Origin of the sequence: Brumimicrobium glaciale (assembly GCF_004152935.1) — a bacterium.
Taxonomy (GTDB): Bacteria; Bacteroidota; Bacteroidia; order Flavobacteriales_D; family Crocinitomicaceae; genus Brumimicrobium; species Brumimicrobium glaciale.
Genome location: NZ_SETE01000001.1, coordinates 590,586 through 612,099 on the forward strand (window position 1 = coordinate 590,586; position 21,514 = coordinate 612,099).

At 33.6% G+C, this 21,514-nt stretch carries 17 protein-coding genes; 6 read left to right on the forward strand and 11 right to left on the reverse strand.

All coding sequences use genetic code 11. From position 1 onward, the window contains the following. The first annotated feature begins 1 nt into the window (after window position 1). The 4 genes from ERX46_RS02330 to ERX46_RS02345 all read left to right on the forward strand — a co-directional run bounded on the left by ERX46_RS02330 (window position 2) and on the right by ERX46_RS02345 (window position 5,605). Entirely contained in the window at window positions 2-361 is a 360-nt protein-coding gene (locus ERX46_RS02330; protein WP_130092219.1) for an MGMT family protein, read from the forward strand. 511 nt (window positions 362-872) lie between these two features. Continuing rightward, window positions 873-1,883: an NAD-dependent epimerase/dehydratase family protein gene (locus ERX46_RS02335; RefSeq protein ID WP_130092220.1), complete on the forward strand. Its 1,011-nt coding sequence runs from the start codon at window positions 873-875 to the stop codon at window positions 1,881-1,883. A 44-nt stretch (window positions 1,884-1,927) separates the two neighbouring features. Next, window positions 1,928-3,724 (forward strand): Na/Pi cotransporter family protein, encoded by a 1,797-nt coding sequence (locus tag ERX46_RS02340; protein WP_207214102.1) that lies wholly within the window; start codon window positions 1,928-1,930, stop codon window positions 3,722-3,724. Between the two features lie 93 nt (window positions 3,725-3,817). After that, window positions 3,818-5,605 (forward strand): SLC13 family permease, encoded by a 1,788-nt coding sequence (locus ERX46_RS02345; protein WP_130092221.1) that lies wholly within the window; start codon window positions 3,818-3,820, stop codon window positions 5,603-5,605. A gap of 91 nt (window positions 5,606-5,696) precedes the next feature. On the opposite strand, the gene ERX46_RS02350 is transcribed toward ERX46_RS02345, so the two are convergent. From ERX46_RS02350 to ERX46_RS02370, 5 genes are all read right to left on the reverse strand, one after another. After that, entirely contained in the window at window positions 5,697-6,377 is a 681-nt protein-coding gene (locus ERX46_RS02350; RefSeq protein WP_130092222.1) for an ABC transporter ATP-binding protein, read from the reverse strand. Then, window positions 6,364-7,293 (reverse strand): ABC transporter permease, encoded by a 930-nt coding sequence (locus ERX46_RS02355; RefSeq protein ID WP_130092223.1) that lies wholly within the window; start codon window positions 7,291-7,293, stop codon window positions 6,364-6,366. Before ERX46_RS02355 ends, ERX46_RS02350 begins: the two co-directional genes overlap by 14 nt. A gap of 99 nt (window positions 7,294-7,392) precedes the next feature. Further along, complete coding sequence (locus ERX46_RS02360) at window positions 7,393-7,830, reverse strand: nucleoside deaminase (protein ID WP_130092224.1); 438 nt, start codon at window positions 7,828-7,830, stop codon at window positions 7,393-7,395. Between the two features lie 93 nt (window positions 7,831-7,923). Beyond that, window positions 7,924-8,643 (reverse strand): 3-ketoacyl-ACP reductase, encoded by a 720-nt coding sequence (locus tag ERX46_RS02365; protein ID WP_130092500.1) that lies wholly within the window; start codon window positions 8,641-8,643, stop codon window positions 7,924-7,926. 211 nt (window positions 8,644-8,854) lie between these two features. Continuing rightward, a complete protein-coding gene (locus tag ERX46_RS02370; RefSeq protein ID WP_130092225.1) occupies window positions 8,855-9,445 on the reverse strand; it encodes an N-acetylmuramoyl-L-alanine amidase family protein in 591 nt (196 codons plus the stop codon). A 318-nt stretch (window positions 9,446-9,763) separates the two neighbouring features. On the opposite strand from ERX46_RS02370, the gene ERX46_RS02375 reads away from it, so the two are divergent. Continuing rightward, on the forward strand, window positions 9,764-11,251 hold the full coding sequence (locus ERX46_RS02375; RefSeq protein WP_130092226.1) for a T9SS type A sorting domain-containing protein: 1,488 nt from the start codon (window positions 9,764-9,766) through the stop codon (window positions 11,249-11,251). Between the two features lie 87 nt (window positions 11,252-11,338). Here ERX46_RS02375 and ERX46_RS02380 read toward each other — a convergent pair whose 3' ends face one another. From ERX46_RS02380 to ERX46_RS02405, 6 genes are all read right to left on the reverse strand, one after another. Continuing rightward, complete coding sequence (locus ERX46_RS02380; RefSeq protein ID WP_130092227.1) at window positions 11,339-11,977, reverse strand: SDR family oxidoreductase; 639 nt, start codon at window positions 11,975-11,977, stop codon at window positions 11,339-11,341. A gap of 436 nt (window positions 11,978-12,413) precedes the next feature. After that, complete coding sequence (gene katG / locus ERX46_RS02385) at window positions 12,414-14,711, reverse strand: catalase/peroxidase HPI (protein ID WP_130092228.1); 2,298 nt, start codon at window positions 14,709-14,711, stop codon at window positions 12,414-12,416. A gap of 590 nt (window positions 14,712-15,301) precedes the next feature. Continuing rightward, entirely contained in the window at window positions 15,302-16,615 is a 1,314-nt protein-coding gene (locus tag ERX46_RS02390) for a hypothetical protein (protein ID WP_130092229.1), read from the reverse strand. Window positions 16,616-16,889: 274 nt separating this feature from the next. After that, window positions 16,890-17,567 (reverse strand): type 1 glutamine amidotransferase domain-containing protein, encoded by a 678-nt coding sequence (locus ERX46_RS02395; protein ID WP_130092230.1) that lies wholly within the window; start codon window positions 17,565-17,567, stop codon window positions 16,890-16,892. 15 nt (window positions 17,568-17,582) lie between these two features. After that, window positions 17,583-18,584, reverse strand: coding sequence for an NADP-dependent oxidoreductase (locus tag ERX46_RS02400; protein WP_130092231.1), 1,002 nt, complete (start codon window positions 18,582-18,584; stop codon window positions 17,583-17,585). Window positions 18,585-18,594: 10 nt separating this feature from the next. Next, entirely contained in the window at window positions 18,595-19,173 is a 579-nt protein-coding gene (locus ERX46_RS02405; RefSeq protein WP_130092232.1) for a TetR/AcrR family transcriptional regulator, read from the reverse strand. A 601-nt stretch (window positions 19,174-19,774) separates the two neighbouring features. Here ERX46_RS02405 and ERX46_RS02410 point away from each other — a divergent pair. Beyond that, on the forward strand, window positions 19,775-21,481 hold the full coding sequence (locus tag ERX46_RS02410; protein WP_130092233.1) for a leucine-rich repeat domain-containing protein: 1,707 nt from the start codon (window positions 19,775-19,777) through the stop codon (window positions 21,479-21,481). Window positions 21,482-21,514: the final 33 nt, after the last annotated feature.

Consider the following 21,514-nt stretch of genomic DNA (forward strand, 5'->3'; position numbering starts at 1 on the left):
GATGAAAAACTTCGATTCCATAAGCAGTCAAACAAAAGATTTTTTTCAACGTGTTTTTGAAATTACTAGATTGATTCCTGAAGGACGTGTGACCTCTTATGGAAGTATTGCCAAAGCACTAGGAACGGCGAAATCTAGTCGGATGGTAGGTTGGGCAATGAATGCTTCTCACCGAGAAAAAGATATTCCAGCGCATCGAGTAGTCAATAGAAATGGCGTTTTGACAGGTAAAATGCATTTTTCTCCCCCAGAAATTATGCAAGAACGTTTGGAGAAGGAAGGAATTAAGGTGATTGATGATAAAATTGTAGATTTTGAGAAGTATTATTGGGATCCGCAAACAGAACTAGGAAATTTCTGAATATAAAATCCATTTTCTGCGTTGCATTAAAATTTGAAAGCAGTCATTGACAAGAGTCAACTCCTTGTATTTCAGATTCCAACGCGCCTTGCTAATGAATCTTATATTTAGAAATTAGGATTTTAACGAGTGAGTTCTCGTAGGCTTTGATTTTTTTCTCCCGCAGATATTCGCAGATTACGCAGATTTTTTTTGGAATATGTGAGCGCTATGTTCAAAATGTTATCCATGAAACTATCTTTTTTTATTCATTTCTATTCCTCTTCTCTTTTTCTCCGTGTATCTCTGTGAAACCCCTCCTTTATCTCTGTGTAATAACCAGTGCCACAGGTACTCTCTGCGTCCCGACAGCTGTACGGGACTCCGCTCCTCCGCGCAACTCTGCGAAATTCTTCTTCTTCTTCTTCTTCTCTGCGAATCTCTGCCCCTCCGCGAAACTCTGCATCATTCTACTTCTACTCTTTTTCCTCCCAAACCCACTTTAAATAAAAAACATCCTTATTTTTGAACTATGGTATTTGTAACAGGAGGTACAGGATTATTGGGGAGTCATTTGTTGGTTGAATTAACCCAGCAACATGATAAAATCACGGCTATTTATAGAAACAAATTGAAAATAAATACCGTAAAAACGTGCTTCGATTATTACCTCAAAGAGAAGTCTGCAATGCATTTTGATAAAATCAATTGGGTCGAATGCGATGTCCTTGATATTCCCTCGTTAGAAGAAGTTATTCAAGGACATAAGGTAGTCTATCATTGTGCTGCTATTGTTTCTTTTAGTAAGCGAGATTTCAATCAAATGATGGAAATTAACCGTTATGGAACAGCCAATATGGTGAATTTAGCATTGGAATTTGGAATTGAAAAGTTTTGTTTTGTGAGTTCAACTGCAGCGGTAGGAAATAAAGATATTCCGGAGAATGTTGAAGTAGACGAAAATGGAAAATGGATTTTGACCGATGAAACAAGCGGTTATTCAGTTACAAAATACAGTGCAGAAAAAGAAGTTTGGAGAGGAATTGAAGAAGGTCTGAATGCTGTTATTGTAAATCCATCTGTGATTTTTGGTGCTGGAGATTGGGACGAAAGTTCGATGAAAATCTTTAAAACCGTTGGAAATGGATTAAAGTTTTATTCTCCCGGAGCCAATTCTTTTGTTGACGCAAGAGATGTATCAAAAATTATGGTAGAATTGATGAACCGAGAAATATTTAATGAACGCTATTTATGTATCGGAGCAAATGTTTCATTCAAACATCTTTTCGATTTAATTGCTAAAGAATTGGATCAAAAACCGCCAAGTAAAAAGGTTAATCCAATTCTAATGGGAATCACCTGGCGACTTTCTGTGCTTTGGGCAGTCTTGACTTTCTCAAAACCTTTGATTACAAAATCTGCGGCAAGAAATGCTTTCAATACCATTAAATACAGTAATCAAAAAATAAAAAATGCAATCGGGTATGAATTTTATTCGATTGAAGAAACTGTGAAAAATGCTGTAAAAGGTCGTTTGAATTAATGTTATTTTTGAAACAATAATTATATTTCCATCTTTTTAAGATAATGCTCAAAACACTATCCAACATAAGACCAAAAAAGTTCATTTTTCCAATGATGCTCCTCGCTTTGGCTTGGATTTTCTACAATCATCCTCATGTGAGTGAAATCGCAGCTGGAATTGCAATTCTTTTGTTTGGAATTATCATGTTGGAAGACGGATTTAACGCTTTTGTTCAGGGGCCAATGGAGCGAATGCTCAAGAAAATGTCTGAAAGCGTCAGTCGTTCCTTTAGTTTTGGATTTATCACCACGGCCATCTTACAATCGAGTGGATTGATTAGCGTTGTCGCAATTTCGTTTTTAAGTGCAGGATTAATCTCCCTAAAATCGGGAATTGCCGTTGCTTTTGGTGCCAATTTAGGAACAACTTCAACAGCTTGGTTAGTTTCTACACTTGGTTTTAAACTCGATATTGCTTCGTTCGCTTTTCCTATTTTAGCATTTGGAATTGTGTTTGTTTTACAAAAGAATTCTGCTGTAAAAGGAGTTGGATATGCCTTAGCTGGGTTAGGATTTTTCTTTTTGGGAATAGAATTCATGCAAACTGGTTTTGAAACCTATCAAGACAAATTTGATTTATCGAGCATCACTTATGACGGATTGCCTGGTGTATTTGTTTTTGCCTTTATAGGAATTTTACTCACCATTATTTTTCAATCTGGTAGTGCAGTGATTGTTCTTGTTTTGACTATGTTGCAGACTTCTCAACTTGAATATTTCAATGCTCTGGCACTTGTCGTTGGAGCAAATATTGGTAACGTGGGCACAATGATTCTTGGAGCATTAAATGCAAATACCAATGGAAAACGACTTGCAGGAGCACAAGTTATATTCAAATTATCAGCTGGAATAGTGAGTTTGCTTTTGATATTTCAATTGGCAGATTTTGTTGATTTCTTTGCCAAGAATGTTGGAGTGGATGAAGATAATTTCGCAATAAAACTTTCAATATTTCATACTTTATTTAATCTCATTGGTTGCGTTTTAATGATGCCTGTTTTACATTATATCATTAAGTTTTTAAAACGTTTAATTCCTGATAAGAGCGATGATACTATGGAGGTTGCTAAGGCTAAATTTTTAAATAAAAGTGTCTTGAAATATCCGCAATCTACCATTCGCGCATTATTAGATGAGAGTAAGAATTTATTTGAAGAGACAACACTTACAATTGTAGCTAAAGGTTTGTACATCGATCCAAAAGCGATAAGAAGTGAGGTAGATATCGAAGAGATTATAGCTGATGAGGAAAGCGAATATGACATTGATGTGGAGGAAATGTACTACACAAAAGTCAAAATTATCTATGGTAAAATCATTAAATATGCAACACTTTCAGAAAGTGAGTTTGCATTAACCCCTAAAATTTTATCAGCATTTGGCAGGGTAAAGGATGCGAGTAGAAATCAAGTTTTGATTATCAAAAATATACGAGGTTTACATAAAAATGTGAAAATGTATATCAATTCGGATAACGAATATATTGAAGAGGAATATGAAAAAATGAGAAAGTTTGTTGCACATACATTGAGACAAATTCACATTCTCCAAAAGAATCCTGAATCGGTAAGTACAATGATGAAAATTGATGAGATCAAAGAAACTGCTTCAACAAGAGATTTATTGTTGAGCGGAAGGTTTGAATATCTTATTCGTGAACGCAAGATATCGAGTATTATGGCTTCCTCATTAGCCAATGACAGTAGTAATGTCAATGAAATTGTTCTAAAATTGATTGAGTCAGCTGAATTGCTTTATATCGAAAGAAATTATTTGTTAAAATTGGCTGAAGAAGGATAGGCTTTTATTTAATAAATCACAACATCTTCAAAATATTCTAAACCTTTTAGATGTTGTCTCAGAATTAGTTTTAATTTCATAAGAAAAGAAACCATGACTTTTGCTATTGGTGTCGTAATTGGAATTTTAATTTTAGCTTTTATTTTGTTCGCAAGTGAAAAATTCACAGTGGATAAAACAGCATTTTTTATTCTTGTAAGTTTACTCATCTTTGGAATTGTTACTCCCGAAGAAGCGGTTTCGGGATTTTCCGATAATGCTGTGCTCACCATTTTATGTTTAATGATTATCGCAATTGGATTAGAGAAAAATGGCGTTGTTTCTTTGATGGCTCAAAAAATCATTCCGATTACTAAATATCCGCTGTGGTTTTTCTTACCTCTCTTAATGATTACCGTCGGATTTTTATCTTCTTTCGTTGCAACAACAGCGGTGGTAATTATCTTTATTAAATTGGTTAATGAATTGGATAAACAAGGGAAAATTGATCGTTCTAGGGTTTTATTACCCATTTCATTTGCCGGAATTCTTGGTGGAAGTTGCACTTTAATGGGAACAAGTACGAATTTAATTGTTTCAGATATTTCTAGAAAGAGTGGAATTGGTCGCTTTGGATTCTTTGAATTCTCTGCTGCTGGAGCTATATTTTTGTTGGTTTCAATTCCAATTATTTACCTTTTATCAAAGAAGTTTTTACCAAGAACTCCTAAAGCTGATGAATCAGATTCGGACAATAAATTTGAATACATCACGGCTGTAAAAATTAAATCGGAGTCTAAATTAATTGGGAAAAAAGCGAATGAAACAGCAATTTGGGAAGAAAATGACATTCGATTAGTTAAAATTCAACGGGGAAGACGGCATTTAAGTTTTGACTTAGAATCGGAAATTTTACAGGAAAACGACATTCTTTGGCTTGACATGACAATCGAAAATATCACTTCACATACAGAAAGTTTAGGATTGAAAATTTTAGGTGTAGATCAAAACCTGATTGAAGAACAGCTGACCAATGAATACCATGAGGTTATTGTATTGCCGAATTCTCGTTATATCAACATGACTATTGAGGAGTTCAATTACAGTCTGCCTGACAACGTTTTAGTTAAGGGTGTGAGCAGTAGTAAAAACAAATCGAATCATGGAAGTTACTTTAATAAATTCGTTTCAAAGAAATTTCTAATACCAGGAAATCGTGTTTTATTATCTGGAGATTTAGGTGAAATTCAGAAAATTGCGAAAGACAATAATCTTCTTTTTGCCAACACCGTTATTACGAATCCATATATTCCAACCTACAAAAAAGTGATTTGTTTGGTCGCTATTCTAATGGTTGTTGTTTTATCCGCTACCAATACTTTCTCTATTCTTAAAAGCTGTTTGCTGGGAGTAGGATTGGTCTTGTTTACAGGATGTATTCAATTAAAAGATGCTTATGCAGGAATAAATTGGCAAGTAATTTTCTTATTGGCTGGAATGATACCATTGGGTGTAGCCATGAAAAACACAGGAACGGATGTATATATTGCTGAACATTTATTTTCACTTTTAAAGGCCGTTCCCACTTCAGTTACTGTTTCCATAATTTTTGCTTTTACGATGCTCATGAGCGGTTTCGTGTCCAATAATGCTACAGCAATAATTGTAGCTCCAATTGTAATCGCTGTTGCTGCAAAGTTGGGAATTAATCCAAAACCATTATTGTATGCAGTAATGTTTGGTGCGAATTTTAGTTTTTATACTCCGATGGGATATCAAACTAACGCTATTATTTATGGAATGGGGATTTATAGATTCAAACATTTCTTGATTATTGGAGGAGTACTTTCAATTGTTTTATTGATTTTAGCTTCAATTTTATTGCCAATAATGTATTTGTAAAATGGTAATCTTCATCCAAAATAGTGGTGAAATTTAACTGCTATTTGTGATGTTTATTCTTGAAATCAAATTTTATGATACGTTCATTGCACTATTTCAATCCCAACTTTTCAACCAAATCACCAATCGAGAATTTTTTCATTTCAGTTTCTAATTCACTGAAACTTTCCTTCGTCGCACTTTTAATAAATTCACCATTTTCTAATAAGTGAATTTCATCACAGGTTTCTGCTAAAGTTGAAAATATGTGAGATGAAATTATTACTGTTTTTCCTAATTCCTTAAGTTTTTTGATGATCTCTACAATCATGATATTACTATGAATATCTACACCATTGAAAGGTTCATCCAAAATGTAAACATCATTTTCTTGCAGGAGAATTGCTGTTAAGGCTAATTTCTTCTTCATTCCTGTTGAATAAGTTGACGCATATTGATTCAACGGTAAATCAAAAATATTCCTCGAATTTATTTCTATATTTTTGATTTTACGTGCATATAAAAGCAATTGAATATATTCTTTTCCTGTAATTCGAGTGAAGAAATAGGGATCTGTAAACAGTAATCCCAAGTGATTTTTTAGTTGGTCATAATGAGTACCAATTTCTCCTTCGTATTTTTCTAATTCTGCGATACATCTAAATAATGTCGTTTTTCCAGAGCCATTTTCTCCAACAATTCCATACACTTTTCCTTTTTCAAAAGAGATGTTGATGTCTTTTAAAACGAGCTTATTTCCAAATGACTTTGATAAATCTTTAATGTGAATCATTGTCTAATATAAAGTTTAATTGTGTAATGGATTTAGAATAGAAAATAGGAATAACAATCAGCAAAAGAGGAGGGAAGAATACACTTGCAAATAAGAGAATGCCTTCAGGTAAGTTCATTTCATTGGGGAAAACTGAATATTTTGCTAAAATCATAGCGATGAGATATAAGTAGCTCAGCATCAAAAATACTAATGATATTTTTATTTCCTCTGGAAAAAATACAATTAACGAAATGATTATTGGGGAAATTAATAGCGTAAGAAATAGAATTCCTGTTCTAATTTTATTCATTAAAAATCCTTTAGAGGAAAGACTAAAATTCCAAACATAAATTTCATTTTCAGGTTTCGAATAATAAGTTAAAACAACAATTGTAATGAGTAGCATTGAGAAAATTCCCAAGTTAAAATTCCCTGCTAGAATCGATTGATAAGTTATAAAATAGGCAAGAGGAAACATGAGAAATGTCTTCCTAAATCCAACAAGAAATTCAAATGGTTTTCTGCCAAAAGGAGTCGGAATAGTGTAATTAAAACTATTGCTGAAATTAAAAATAGAGAGAAAAGTTGATAAGGGAATTAGAATTAAAACCAATAAAAAAGAGTTTTCAAATAACAGGAATAGTACAAATGGCAATCCAACTAAAAGATTCTCTATGCTTCTTAATTTTCTATAATCGTTAGTTGAGAATACTGTTTTCAGAAAGTCATTTCTACCGCTTTCACTTAATTTTGAGATTAAGGCAATAGCAATTAGACAATAAATATATTCAGCAAATTCTGTTAGAGAAAAAAGAGTGAATGAGATTCCATAGAAGATTAAAAATGTTAATCCATAACCAAGGATTGGACTTAATCCAATTTCATCGATTTTCCTGTTGAATAATGAGAATTGTAGCTTGAAGTACGCTTTCATTTTTTGAATTATTGACTTTGAAAACGCATTTAGAGTTAAATTGTTGTTTTAGGAAATTCTAAAATATTTTATTTTCAGCGTACTTATAAAACAACCTTTCTAAACCCCAATATCCTCATTCCACAACTCAGGTTTTTCAGCGATAAATTGATCCATTAATTCCTTGCATCTTTTGTCATCTAGCACAACCACTTCAACGCCATTTTCTTTCAATAATTTCTCAGCTCCAAGAAAAGTTTTATTTTCTCCAATGACCACTTTCGGAATTCCATAAAGTAGAATTGTTCCAGAACACATGGGACAAGGAGAGAGTGTTGTATATAAAACAGATTCCTTATAAACGGATGCCGGTTGTCTTCCTGCATTTTCTAATGCATCCATTTCACCATGTAGAATTACGCTTCCTTTTTGAACTCTTTTATTGTGTCCGCGTCCAATAATTTTCCCGTTGTGAACTAAGACTGAACCAATCGGAATTCCACCTTCAGCAATTCCAATTTCAGCTTCTTTGACTGCTTCTAAAAAATTTGTATCCATGTTTTTTTGTTTGAAAAAGTATAGTGACAAGTTAGAAATAAAATTAGACTCCCATTCTAATAACAAAAAAGGGAGTCTAGTTTTATGTTTTTGTTATGGATTTGTTGACCACAATGAAGCGCTTTTTAACATTGCTCTTTTTGGTAGTTTTAACCCAGCCATAATTATTTCTGCAAAATCTTCAGGCTGCAAAACACTGTCTTGAGAATCTTTATCTGCTATACCTAGTTCAACCGACATATCAGTTGCAATTGTACTTGGAGTTAAAGTGCAAACTCTAATGTTGTTTTTACGCACTTCTTTCATTAACGATTCCGACATTCCAATAACGGCAAATTTAGAAGCTGAATAAGCAGATGTACTTGCGTTTCCACTTAAGCCTGCAGTTGATGAAACATTAATTATTTCACCTTCGTTTTGCGCTATTAAATGTGGTAGAACCTCTTTTGTCACATAATACATTCCCATAACATTGGTTTGAATTATTTGACTCCATTCATTTACTTCCATTTCGTTGAAAGTTCCGAAAGCTGCAATTCCAGCATTGTTCACCAAAATATCAACACCACCTAGTTCTTCAATGATTTCTTTGATTCCTTTTTGAACTTCTTTGTAGTTACCTACATCAAAAATAGAATAAATTGCGTTAACTCCAATCGCTTTTAATTCTGCAACTGTTTCTTGCAAAACTTGTTCATTTCTACCTGTGATTGCTACATCGATCCCTTCTTTAGCGAAAGCAATTGCTGTTGCTTTTCCAAGACCTCTTCCACCTCCTGTGATTATTGCTTTTTTGTTATTTAAAGTTCCCATATTGATTTTTAGAATGTGATGTAATTCTGATTTAATTGTTGAGTATCTCAAGATAATCGCCTAATTTATGAAAAAATAGGCGTAGTTGTTCAAGTTGAAAATCTAAAATAGGTTAATGAATTATTCCATAGTTTTCATTTATCTTCGATTTAAAAATCAAGCTGATTTAAGACAAAAAAGCCCTAATAGATTGCGATTTATATCGCATGAATTAATCCTTGTTAATTACCTTAAGAATTTTACTTGCAAAATCAAGTTGACCTTCCTCGCTTGTTAAAATTGTTCTATCTTCTTGATTGGAAAGAAAACCTAGTTCTACTAAAGCACTTGGACAATTTACGTTTTTAAGAATATTAAAGTTTGCGTTCTTTATTTGATTGTTAGCGATACCAAAAATTTGTGCAATATTTTGGGCCAACTGTTGAGATTTTTCAATCTCCTTATTGTTTTCACTGATGTATATTTCAGTACCGCTTTTACTTTCATCTTGATGGAAATTTGCATGTAGAGAAATTACAAAATCAGGATTTATTTTATTGATCATTTTAGTTCTATCTTCAAGAGAAATAAATGCATCTGAATTCCTTGTTAGAATAATCTTTGTATAATTACTTTTATGATTTTCTTGTATCTTTTTAGCAATACTCAATACCACATCTTTTTCACTAATATTTTCAAACTGTGCTCCCGAATCTTTCTCACCGTGACCAATATCAATTACTATGATTTTTGTGTTAGTATCCGCAAATGCGAAAGTGAATGTCAATAATGCTATTCCGATAAATTTTAAAATGTTTTTCATTGTTTCAGTTTTAATAAATAGTGTTTTAATGTTTCGTATTAATCCAGTTTAAATTTAATAAAATATTTGAATTAGATATTGATTAAAACATGTAAGTTGTTGTCAATCAAATGTGGAAAATAAAAAATACCAATAAATATAATTACTGACTAATATGTAAGATCCATAAACCAAAGGTTATTCATTGTTATTATCTTCAAATATCCTTTTTATATGGCTGAGGGTTTTTTACTAAAATAATTTTAAATAACGCATTCATTAGAAAATACAATGGGGTTTTAATTATTTGAACTAATTTTGCTTAAATAAATACAACTTATGAGATTCTATAAACTATTACTTGCAGCGACATTTATCTTTGTTAGTCTATTTTCAAGCGCTCAAACTTATATAAAACCAAGATTTGTTGGAACGCCTCAACCAGGAACTTGTAACAATACAGTGGTTTGTGAAGTTTATAACTTTGTAAATCATAATCAAGCGCGGCTAGTCAATGAACATGATAATAATTTGCAAGTAATTCAGCACTTAGACACTATTCATAATTTTTGCTATGATATTGGTCTGATGCAAGATCATAACTTTGCGCTCGTTAGTTCAAACGGTTTTTATCCTACATTTTATGTATATATTCCACCCGCTCTGCCAAAATATGAATTTAATATCATCAATTATCAGCCGCCAACAGCTGATACTGTAAGAGATGGGTCTATTACTATTCAATTTGATAGTGTAATGACTAGTTCTTCATTCACCTCCACTTTTATCGACGCTAATAACTCATTATTAAATATTGTAACGTCTTATCCAGATAACTACACTGTTAGCTTTGACAGTTTAAGTGAAGGAATGTTGTATTATGCATTTCAGGAAACGGTTAATAACCAAGTTGTTAATGAAAACTATATTTATTTAGGAGATTTTGACAAAGAGATTGTTGATACAGGCTTGCAGGTTTCAGTAAATTACCAGCATTCGAATGGGAATTGTGAAGGTTTTATTGACGTTTTCCCTACCCAGATTTATCCTAATAGTAATATGATGATTGTTTGGAATGATGATCAAGTATCTAACAGTTTTTCAAGAACGGCTTTATGTCCAGGAATGTACGCTTTCCATGTGATTGAAGCATCACCTGCTATGTGGTATTCTGGTTATATTGATACCATTATAATCACAAACAGCAATGATAGTTTTATCGATTCAAGTCTCTATAATGTTATCCTTGATGACACAATTACTTATCAAATCGACAATTGCTCCTTTGATTACAATTTACCAATTGACTCTGTGGATTACCATTTAGACACTATTTCGCTGTCGCAAGGTTATTTAACAGGTTTGTTTCAATTAACGATATATCAACAACAGCAAATAACCTATGTTGAAGATACAGTTTATGCCTTAATTAATTCTAATACATTATTAGACATTGTTTTATATTGTAACAATACTTCAAGTTTTTTAGAAACGAAAACGCCTACTCCAGATTTTCAGAGTAAGCAATTTTTAATTATGCTTAATAGCAATGGAGTCATGCATGGGAACGAATTAAGTCTAACATCTCAGAGTTATCCAACTATTTCAATTTTCCCTAATCCAATGGTTAACGAATTGAATATTAATTCTGGAAGTGAATCAACCATAGATTTGATTTATTTAATTGATTTACAAGGTAAGAGGCAAATTTTTAATACTCCAAAAACCTCAAATGTTAGTTTAAATGTTTCTGAACTTTCAAATGGAACTTACATTTTGTGGTACAATATAAATGATACATGGTATCAATATAAGATCGTTAAATAACCAACTTCTTTACCGTTATAAAAACAATCAGCTCATTTGGAATGTGAAACCAAATGAGCTGATTTTTGTAAAAAGCTCTCCGTAATTTTAAGAATTATGTAAAGCCTTTTCAATGGACTGCCCTCCACTAATAATTTCAAAAGTCTGATTATGTTTTACATCGTCTGCTAAAGCTTCAACCAAAGTTTTAGCGACATCTGATCTTGAAATTTCACCTTGCTTATTTAACTTTTGCTGAAGCTCAATTTTTCCTGTTCCATCATCATTCGTTAAACCTCCAGGTCTAACAATGCTGTAATTCAATCCACTCGCTCTTAGATACTCATCAGCATTTTGTTTTGCTTTTAAATATTCTTCAAGTTCTGGCATTATTGATGGATTATCGGCTCCCATAGAACTTAACATTACAAACTTTTTCGCTCCAGCTTTTTTTGCAGCATCAGTAAATCGTTTTGCTCCTTCTTGGTCAACTTCCTTCACTTTGTTTCCTCCTGATCCGGCTGCGAAAATTACTTTATCTGCATTTTTTAATGCATCGCTTAAATCATTTTCTAAATCACCAAGAACAGTTGAAACATTTTCTTTTTCGAAACGCTCTTTTTGTTCTTGCTTTCTAACCATCGCAATTGGAGTATAGTTTTCTGATTTTTTCAGTAAATCAATAATAATTCTTCCTGTTGTTCCATTTGCTCCTGCGACTAATATGTTTTGTTTTTCGTTTGACATTTTATTGTTGTTTTTTAGTTTTTGTTTGATTTGTTCTAATTGAAAATGTACGTATAACTAAAGGAAAAACAAGGTTGTTTATGATATTTTGGATTGAATAGAAGCTGTTTTAAAGGTTTTTAACGGTTGTTTAAAAGATAATTACAATTAAGATGAATCAATAGGTCATGATTGTTTATTGGTCTCAGAAATAGTTAAAACTATGCTCCCGATAAGCCATCGGGATTAGTGCATCTAGCTTTAGCTTCTAAAAACCTTTATATTAAACATTAGATGTTAGAAAAAAGACAAAAGTCTAACATCTAACATCTAATATCTATTTTTTTTGATAGTTATGGAATTTTATTCTCAAATGAACCTATGGCACTTTCAGTCCATAGTGGTTCAGTTTTGGCTTGATGATAACTTTCATTTTCAAGCACTTATTCAAATATTTCTATTCTTTCTTCACGTCATAACGATCAAGCATCATCACTTTATTCCATGCTGCAACGAAATCCTTGACAAAGCGTTCCTGTCCATCATTAGCACCATAGACTTCAGCAATGTTGCGCAGTTGGGCATTGGAGCCAAATATGAGATCACATCGGGTTGCTGTGTATTTTGTTGCTCCGCTTTTTCGGTCGTTAATATTGAACAGCATTTCGTTTTCATTTTGGGGGACCCACTCAAAGTCCATACTTGTTAGCACCTGGAAGAAATCATTAGACAATTGGCCTGGGCGATCAGTAAATACACCGTGTTTTGAGTAATCGTAATTTTGTTCCAATACACGAAGTCCACCTACTAATACGGTCCATTCTGGAGCATTCAAGCTAAGGAGTTGTGCTCTGTCCAGAAATATTCGTTCAGATGGAACTCGGAAATCTACTTTATCATTGTGGTAGTTTTTGAATCCGTCAGAAACTGGCTTCAGATAATTGAAACTTTCTATATCAGTAAGTTCTTGTGTAGCGTCTGTTCGTCCTGGCGTGAAAGGTACTTGAATATCTGTTCCTGCATCTTTAGCAGCTTTTTCAATTGCAGCACAACCACCTAAAACGACTAAATCAGCTAGGGAAACTTCCTTGTCACCTGATTGATTAGCATTGAAATCGCTTTGAATTGTTTTAAGCATCTTAAGAACCGATTTTAGTTCAGAAGGTCTATTCATTACCCAGTTTTTCTGCGGATCTAGTGCTATGCGTGCTCCATTGGCACCTCCTCTTTTGTCAGAATGACGGTACACAGCCGCTGAGGACCATGCTGCAGAAACTAAAGCTGATACACTTAAATCACTACTTAGGATTTGTTTTTTTAAATCGACGATATCGTTATCGTTCACCAATTCATGTTTACAAACAGGCACTGGATCTTGCCACAACAAGTCTTCCTTCGGTACTTCAGGACCCAAATAGCGATCTCTTGGTCCCATATCCCTATGTGTTAATTTATACCAAGCTTTTGAAAAGGCTTCTGTGAAATAATCAAAGTCATTTAAGAATTTCTCACATATTTTATTGTAAGCTGGATCTACCTTTAAAGCAATGTCTGAAGTCATCATCATTAAATCATTCATCGTTCCATTTAGATGTGCATCTGGAGTTTTAGGAGCACTTAAATCTACAGGAGTCCATTGAATGGCTCCGACAGGACTTTCTATCTTTTTCCACTCAAATTTAAACAAGTTGATCAAGTAGTTATTGTCCCATTTTGTTGGATCTGGCGTCCATGCACCCTCAATTCCATTGGTCATTGTATATTGTGCAAATCCAGTACCTTCTGGGTTCTGCCAGCCCATCCCCATGGCTTGAATAGGCGCGGCTTCTGGCGCTGGACCTATCTTATCGGCAGTGACTTTGCCGTGACTTTTTCCGAATGCGTGTCCACCGGCTATTAAAGCTACCGTTTCCTCATCGTCCATCGCCATGCGTTTGAAGGATTCTCGAATTGCTCTTGCGGAATCCATTGGTTCTCCATTTCCACCAGGTCCTTCTGGATTTACATAAATTAAAGCCTGATGGGTAGCGCCAAGCGGATTTTCAAGATCACGGTTCTCATCAGAAGGTTCTCCCTCCCAACGAAGCGTTTGGGTTACCATCTTATCAGGATGACCGTCTTTGTATTCACCTACTTTTGATTCCTCAAAAGGCTTGCCGTCCCAAAATTCTGGTCCCCAGTAAGTGCTTCGGTCGGGTTCCCAAGCATCACGTCTTCCACCACCAAAACCATAGGTAGGAAAGCCCATGATTTCTAGAGAACAATTACCCGTCAAAACCATAAGGTCTGCCCAAGAAAGTGCTGCTCCATATTTCTTTTTAATAGGCCATAAGAGACGTCTAGATTTGTCGGTATTTCCATTGTCCCACCAAGAATTGATAGGTGCAAAGCGTTGCAAGGCCTGTCCTGCGCCACCTCGGCCATCGGCAATACGATAAGTTCCAGCTGCGTGCCACGCCATTCGAACCATTTGTGGACCGTAATTATTGTAATCTGCTGGCCACCATTCTTTTGAATCAACAAGTAAAGCTTTAATATCTTCCTTCAATTGCTGAAAATCAATTTGATTAAAAGCTTCGCTGTAATTTTCATCACTTATCGGATTGGCTGCCGGCTGGTCTTGGTGTAGCAGTTCTACTTGTAATCGGTTGGGCCACCAATCATCTACTTGGGGATGAGTTCCAGCTGCGCCTCCCACGCGGGTACCTCGAAATGGACATTTTCCTGAATCTTCTGGATTATCATTATTTTTCATATTAGATTTTTTTTTGAACTATTAAATTACTGATTAATATCAATAATATTCCGAAAACGAACTTCTTCTGCATTCGAGTTTGCGCGTTCGACATGCAATGGTTCTAAAATTCTTTTGTTACTAAGTTTTCAATGTGATTCATGGTTCTGATAATGAGAGTCTTGTGTTCTTTTGTGTTGATTTATTTAAAATATCTTTAAATTATGCAAAAACAAATCATCACTTATTAAAGCTTTATTAAAATTTACTAAAAATTGTTAGAATCTGAAAATTGGACAAATTTAAAATGTAATTGACTTATCATTTTTATTTTAGAATGGGTTTGATACATCTGAAATAAGCTTAATGTTTCCTGTTTTTGATTATTCGATAACTTTGAAGATGATTTTTTAATTGATACTTGTGTTTGTTCTTATGTTAGAAATTAGCAAAGGGTAAATCGCAATTCCTCAAAAAAAAATAGCGAATCAAGTTTAAAACTCAAGTCTCCATTTCTAATTTGTGTGTGAATTAAATTTTAATCTTTTCATTAAATATTTTGCTGCTCATTCGAAAGCAGCTAAACTTCATCGATTAGTTTGCAAATGATCTTATTCTAAAATAATTTTGTAATGTCCAACAAGCGCATGACGTTCAAAGGACAATAACCATAAATCAAGTGATTTTCTTTCTTGGTCTGAAAAGTGAAATATTGGACCATCAACCCCAATTTTATGACTGTCTAGCCATTTGTTGTCTTTATCCAAAAACATTGCGTAGTAGGAAGAGTTTTTTGATTTGGTCTCAATGTGTTTTGTGTATCCTTCATAGAATGAATGATTTCCTATCCCCATTGAATTTTTCCAACCGTTACTTACTTCTTGCTCACTAAGCATTGGGAAGGCGTTGAGATTAAGTCCACCGATAACTAATTTTGTTTCTTTATCGGTTATTCTATGTTTAAATTCTAAAACCATTTCGTAAAGTGTGTCACGACTAGACTTAGTTTTAATTTTCAATAATTCAACATTTTTTAAATGATAAAGTCTTCCTAATTCCGTTTTTCTAGGATCTTTTTTATTGTAGAAACCTGGTGAAGAAAATGTCGCAAACAAAGTAGAATCAGATTGAAGATCTCGCATTGTTTTAAAAGTATCTGGTTTTATAATCTCTTTGAATTTCTTTTTTCTTGCTCCAGTTAAAGGATACATTTTGTCTGATAAATCTTGAAATTCTATTTTCACAGTATCGATTACTGTTCTGAGAATATCTAAATCAACTTTTTCGCTTTTCGGATCTACCCATTTTTCCATTGGTTTCTTGTAAACTGAAAACGGAATATCGTTTTTTTTCTCAAAAAGTTGAGCATATAGGTTTTGGGGGAAATCAAACCACCCATGTGCATAAGGCAATGTTTCTCCCTCTTCTTCAACGAATAAAATAACTTCCCATAAGTAAGAATTGAGACAATTTCTCGCTAAATCTACTCTCACTATTTTATTCATGTTAGAAGAAAACTCATCTTGCATAAAATGAATTTGATTTCTGTTCCATTCTTGATTTATACATGAAATATAACTTAGGTATTCGTCAGATTTTATAGACTCAGGAATAGTTGGAATAAGTTCCGAGATATCTAAGTTGTCAAGTGAAACCGAATCTGAATTATTAGAGTAAAAAGTAAAGTTCCACTTGAATGTTTCTGAAGTGCTTTCAATTTTACCTTCTGTAAAAAAGATGTTTTTGTAATTTTTTGACCGGAACCCAATGTCTGGATTGTCTGGATATTCGTTGTCAGACATGTTCGTTATCACAAATGATAAAGGTTTTTCTTCTTCTTTCTGATCTGACTTTTGACTATTCGTGTTACAGCTGATGAGTAAAATTGTCAATATGATTATGGATAGAAGATTTTGTTTATTCATTTCTTCAATTTTTGTTTGTAAAGGATTCATGATTGGGAGTTGAGTCATTTTAAAGTAATGTGAATAACTAAAAGTACTTACATCAACGTCCCTATTTTGCTAATGTACAATTATTTTATTGTCGTCACAACCTTGCGTATTCATTGTGATTAATCGGTTTTTTGTAACAATTCTATAGGTCAACATGAGGTTAGTTTAGATCATGTTTTAAATAAAAAAAGCGACTCAAGTTTAAAACTCAAGTCGCTATTTTAATGTGCTTTGTGATTAAATTTTACTTCAATCTTTTTAATAAATATTCTGCAACTAATTCTGAAGAAGCAGGATTTTGACCTGTAATCAGTAAACCATCCTCAACTGCGTAAGAAGCCCAGTCGCCAGCTTTAGAGTAAATTCCTCCGTTCGCTTTTAACATGTCTTCAACCAAGAATGGAACGATAGAAGTTAGTTGAACCGCCTCTTCTTCACTGTTTGTGAAACCAGTTACTTTCTTTCCGTTTACTAATGGAGTTCCATCAACGTTTTTAGTGTTTTTGAAAATTGCTGGTGCGTGACAAACTGCGGCAACAATCTTATCATTTTTGATGAAATCTTCAATCAATGCAATAGAATCTTTGTCTTCCGCTAAATCCCATAGTGGCCCGTGACCTCCAGGGTAAAAGACAGCATCATAACCCTCTTGATTTACAGAAGCTAATTTCACTGTTTTTGATAAAGCTTCTTTCGTTTCTTCGTCTTTGTGGAATCTTTCCGTTGCTGAAGTTTGCGCATCTGGCTTATCACTGCTCGGATCAATTGGTGGTTGACCACCTTTTGGAGAAGCCAATGTAATTGAAACTCCTTTGTCTTTTAGTAAATAATAAGGTGCTGCGAATTCTTCAATCCAAAATCCTGTTTTCTCTCCTGTGTCTCCCAATTGATCATGAGACGTCAATACAAATAATACTTTCATAATTTCTTTTATTTTTTAAAGTTTAACTACCATTTTTCCTTTGTTCTTTCCTTCGAAAAGATCTAAGAAGGCTTGTGGTATATTTTCAAATCCTTCTTGAATTGTTTCTGTGTATTTCAATTTTCCTTCTTGTAGCCATTCCGCTAATTGCTTAATTCCTTCTTGATGTTTATCCGCAAAGTCACCAATTATAAAGCCTTGCATAGAAGAACTGTTCTTTACTAAAAACGGCTGTACGCTTATGCTTTTTGGTGGTGTGGTGTCGTTATAAACCGAGATTGCTCCGCAGTTGATTGTTCTTGAAAATTTATTAATGTTAAATAGAACTGCGTCTGAAATTTCACCACCTACATTGTCAAAATAAACATCTACACCATGTGGACAAGCTTTTTCAATCGCTTCGGACATGTCTTTAGTGGTTTTGTAATTGATTCCTTCATCAAAACCGAATTCTGATTTCAGCATTTCAACTTTCTCATCAGTTCCTGCAATTCCCACTACATGTAAGCCAAGTATTTTTCCAATTTGACCAACGATGCTTCCTACAGCTCCGGCAGCTCCTGAAACGAGAAGTGTTTCCCCTTTTTTAGGTCTTCCTATTTCTGTTAATCCTAAATAAGCGGTAAGTCCAGTCATTCCCAAAATCCCCAAATATGCAGAAAGAGGAGCTTTATTGGAATCAACTTTTATCAATCCATTGGTTTTCGCTACTTGTGTTTCTTTCCATTTTAGCATTCCAGATACGAAATCTCCTTCGCTAAAATTAGCGTCTTTAGATGCTAAAACTTCTGCAATAACACCTGAAGAAACAGGTTCGTTAAGCACAAATGGCGGAATATAAGAGGGTGCATCGCTCATTCTTCCTCTTAAATATGGATCTACAGAAACGTATTTAGTTTTTAATAGAACTTCTCCGTCTTTTAGTTCAGGAATTGCTGAATTGGTAAAGTCAAAGTCTGTTAGCTCTGGCTTTCCTTTTGGTCTGTTTTTTAAATTTATTGTTTGTGTTGTGCTCATACTATTTTGATTAAAGTTTTATACTATTCCATGCCATTTCGTAAGCCTCGTTGACATGTGTTTGTGTTAATTTATTTATTCCGCGTTGTTGCATATTCATTAAAAATGCGATTGGATAAACAGTAAATGCATAAAGCATATAAGGAGAAACGGGCTTAATAATTTCTTCTGTTATTCCGCGTTTCCAAAGCTCAATTAGTGGATGTAAATGTTTCAATCCTTCCTGTCTGCTTAATTCATCTATCATTGGTGTATTGTCACATTGCGATAGAAATAAAGCCTCATCGACTTCTTTTAACTTGAATTTGGCAATGTTCATCCAGATTTTTTTAAATCCTTTTTCTACAGCGAAATTCTCCTCATAATCTTTGAAAGCAAATTGTGTGAAAGCCTTCTTTACTTCGATGTAAGCTTGATTAACTAAATCTTGTTTGTTTTCGAAATAGAGATAAATTGTTCCCGGAGAAACATTAGCCATTTTTGCAATTTTTGACATTGGAGCAGCGTGAAAACCATCATTGTTTACAAGGTTTATAGTTGCCTTGATAAGTGCTTCTCTTTTTAACTGACTTTTTGGAATTGTGCTCATGTTTTATTTATTGCTGATGCAAATGTATAAATAAAAATGAACGTTCATTCATTTTATGTGGAAATTAACTTTATTTGGTGAATAAATATTAAAGGTATATTTGAAGTTTCTAGACTAGTTAAGCAGTACTTTTATTGGTTCTAACACGAATTTAATGGAAGTCTATAATAAGTAAAAGTTCCAAAAATTGTTTAAAAGAGATTCCTCGGCGTTTTTATTCTTTTGGAAGAATAAAAACTTTGTCGGAATGACAGCTCGTCGGGTAGGTTTTCGGAAAAAAATGCTCCTCAAGCGGAGCTTGAGGAGCATTTTTTTCCGATTTACAGAACTAAAACCTTGTCATTCCGACAAAGTGAAACGCCGAGGAATTCGCACTTTGTCGATGTTAGACTTTATAATCGCTTAGAAAGCTTATTTACATAAACACCCATTAAAATAAGGGTAGAACCCTTTTATTTCAAGATTAAACATTAGTATTTTAGGAAAAAAATAAACAATACGATTCTTAATCCATAATTGACTCATAAATAATTAAATTTATGAGTCATTTGAAAGCTTTGTACATAAGTTGAATTTCAGGTGAGAATTTAAAAACTATATTATGATGAAAAAAATCTTACTATTTGGGTCAATTTTATTTGTAGGATCCCTTATGGCTCAAAGAACTGGAACAAACACTGCTAAAATAGATTTCACTCAATACCCAACAGTTCCAATAGAAGGAATGGAAAAACTTGGAATTCAGATTTACACTGCCGACCTTCCTTTTAACAAAGATACACTGCGACAATATCTTGGTAACATGGATATGATGAAATCCGATGTTGAACAATTGTCAAAAGTAGGTTTTCAAGGAATAAATGAAGTTAGCTTAGTTGGTGGTGAAGGAGATATAACTATCGATATGGCATTTGGATCACCAACAATCGTCTCTAAAGAACAAAAAACATCGTCTTGCGCGGGTTCTCCAGAAGGTTGCACGCAGTATTATTACACCATAAAATACCGTTTACCTGCATTGGTTCAAGCGAGAAACTCTGTAGGTGTTTTGGAAACTTGGGAGTTGAATTCTTTAATGAATCTTCAATTTGGTAATGAACAAGTAGAGCAATTCGAAAAATTAGAAAATGGATCATCTACCTCCATTCATGTAATCAACTACAGAAGCGAAACCCAATTAACTTCAGCTTTCAATGAAATAGGAGAAGCATCTTTGGTTCGAAAAGGAATCGTTAACCATATCGGAAACATGGCAGAAAGTGTTTACGAACATCTTTTCTTTGAAGAAACTACATTGAAACTTGACATTGCTTTTGGTAAAGGAAATGCTGCGGACTATACCGAAACCGAAGAAGCTTCTTTAAGTGCGGTTGCAGCTTTGGAAAATAATAATTATCCTTCCCTACAAAGTTCTATCAAAATTTGGGAATCTTGGTTAGACCGTTACGATTCAGAAGATAAAAAGGCTGCAGTTAATGATAAAGTAGCGCAAGGTTTTCATGGAAATCTGAGTATTGCATATACGTTTACTGAAGAGTTTAGCAAGGCCCGAGATCATTTGGATAAAGCAGTAGAATTTTCCCAAAGTGGATTTGTAAACGAAAATGAAGTGAAAGACCTTAAAGCATTTTATGCTTTTATCGACAAACAAGAAAAAGTAAAAAAATACAATAGTGATTTAAACCCTACTGAGTTTTTTATTGCACCCGATATTAAAAAATTATTAGGTAAAAGAAAGTATAATGAGGATATCGATTTTTTGATTGCAGAAGATAAATATGCAGAAATTTCTAAGAAACATAACGCAAATGCACCAAAAAAAGACCTTAGCGAAATGACTGTTGAAGAGTTTATTAATCAAGATTCTCAAGAAGGTGGAGCTAATGAAACTAATGATGAAGAAGTTTCATTAGAAGGTCGAGTAGAGAACGATATGCTTATTTTAAGTGGACTTGTTGATGCAAACATGAGAGGAAAAGCACTTCCAAGTTCTATTTGTGAGTATCCTGAAATTAAAACAATTCGAGCTCGAAATATAGGGTTTACAAGTATTCCAGATTGCATGAATCAGTTGACTAAGCTCGAAAAATTATATATTAATAGTAATTCATTTGAAGTTTTACCTGATGTATTTGCAACAATGAAGAATTTAGAAGTTCTTGATATCTCCAGCAATAATTTGAAAAGTTTACCAGCTTCAATTTATACGCTAACTCACCTAGAAAAGATTTATGTTTCAGGTAATCAATTGTCTGACGCTGATATGAAGAAACTAGTAGAGTCTCTTCCTAATACTAAATTCAAATAAATTTCAGCTCTTCCTTCTACTTTTTTATTCCTT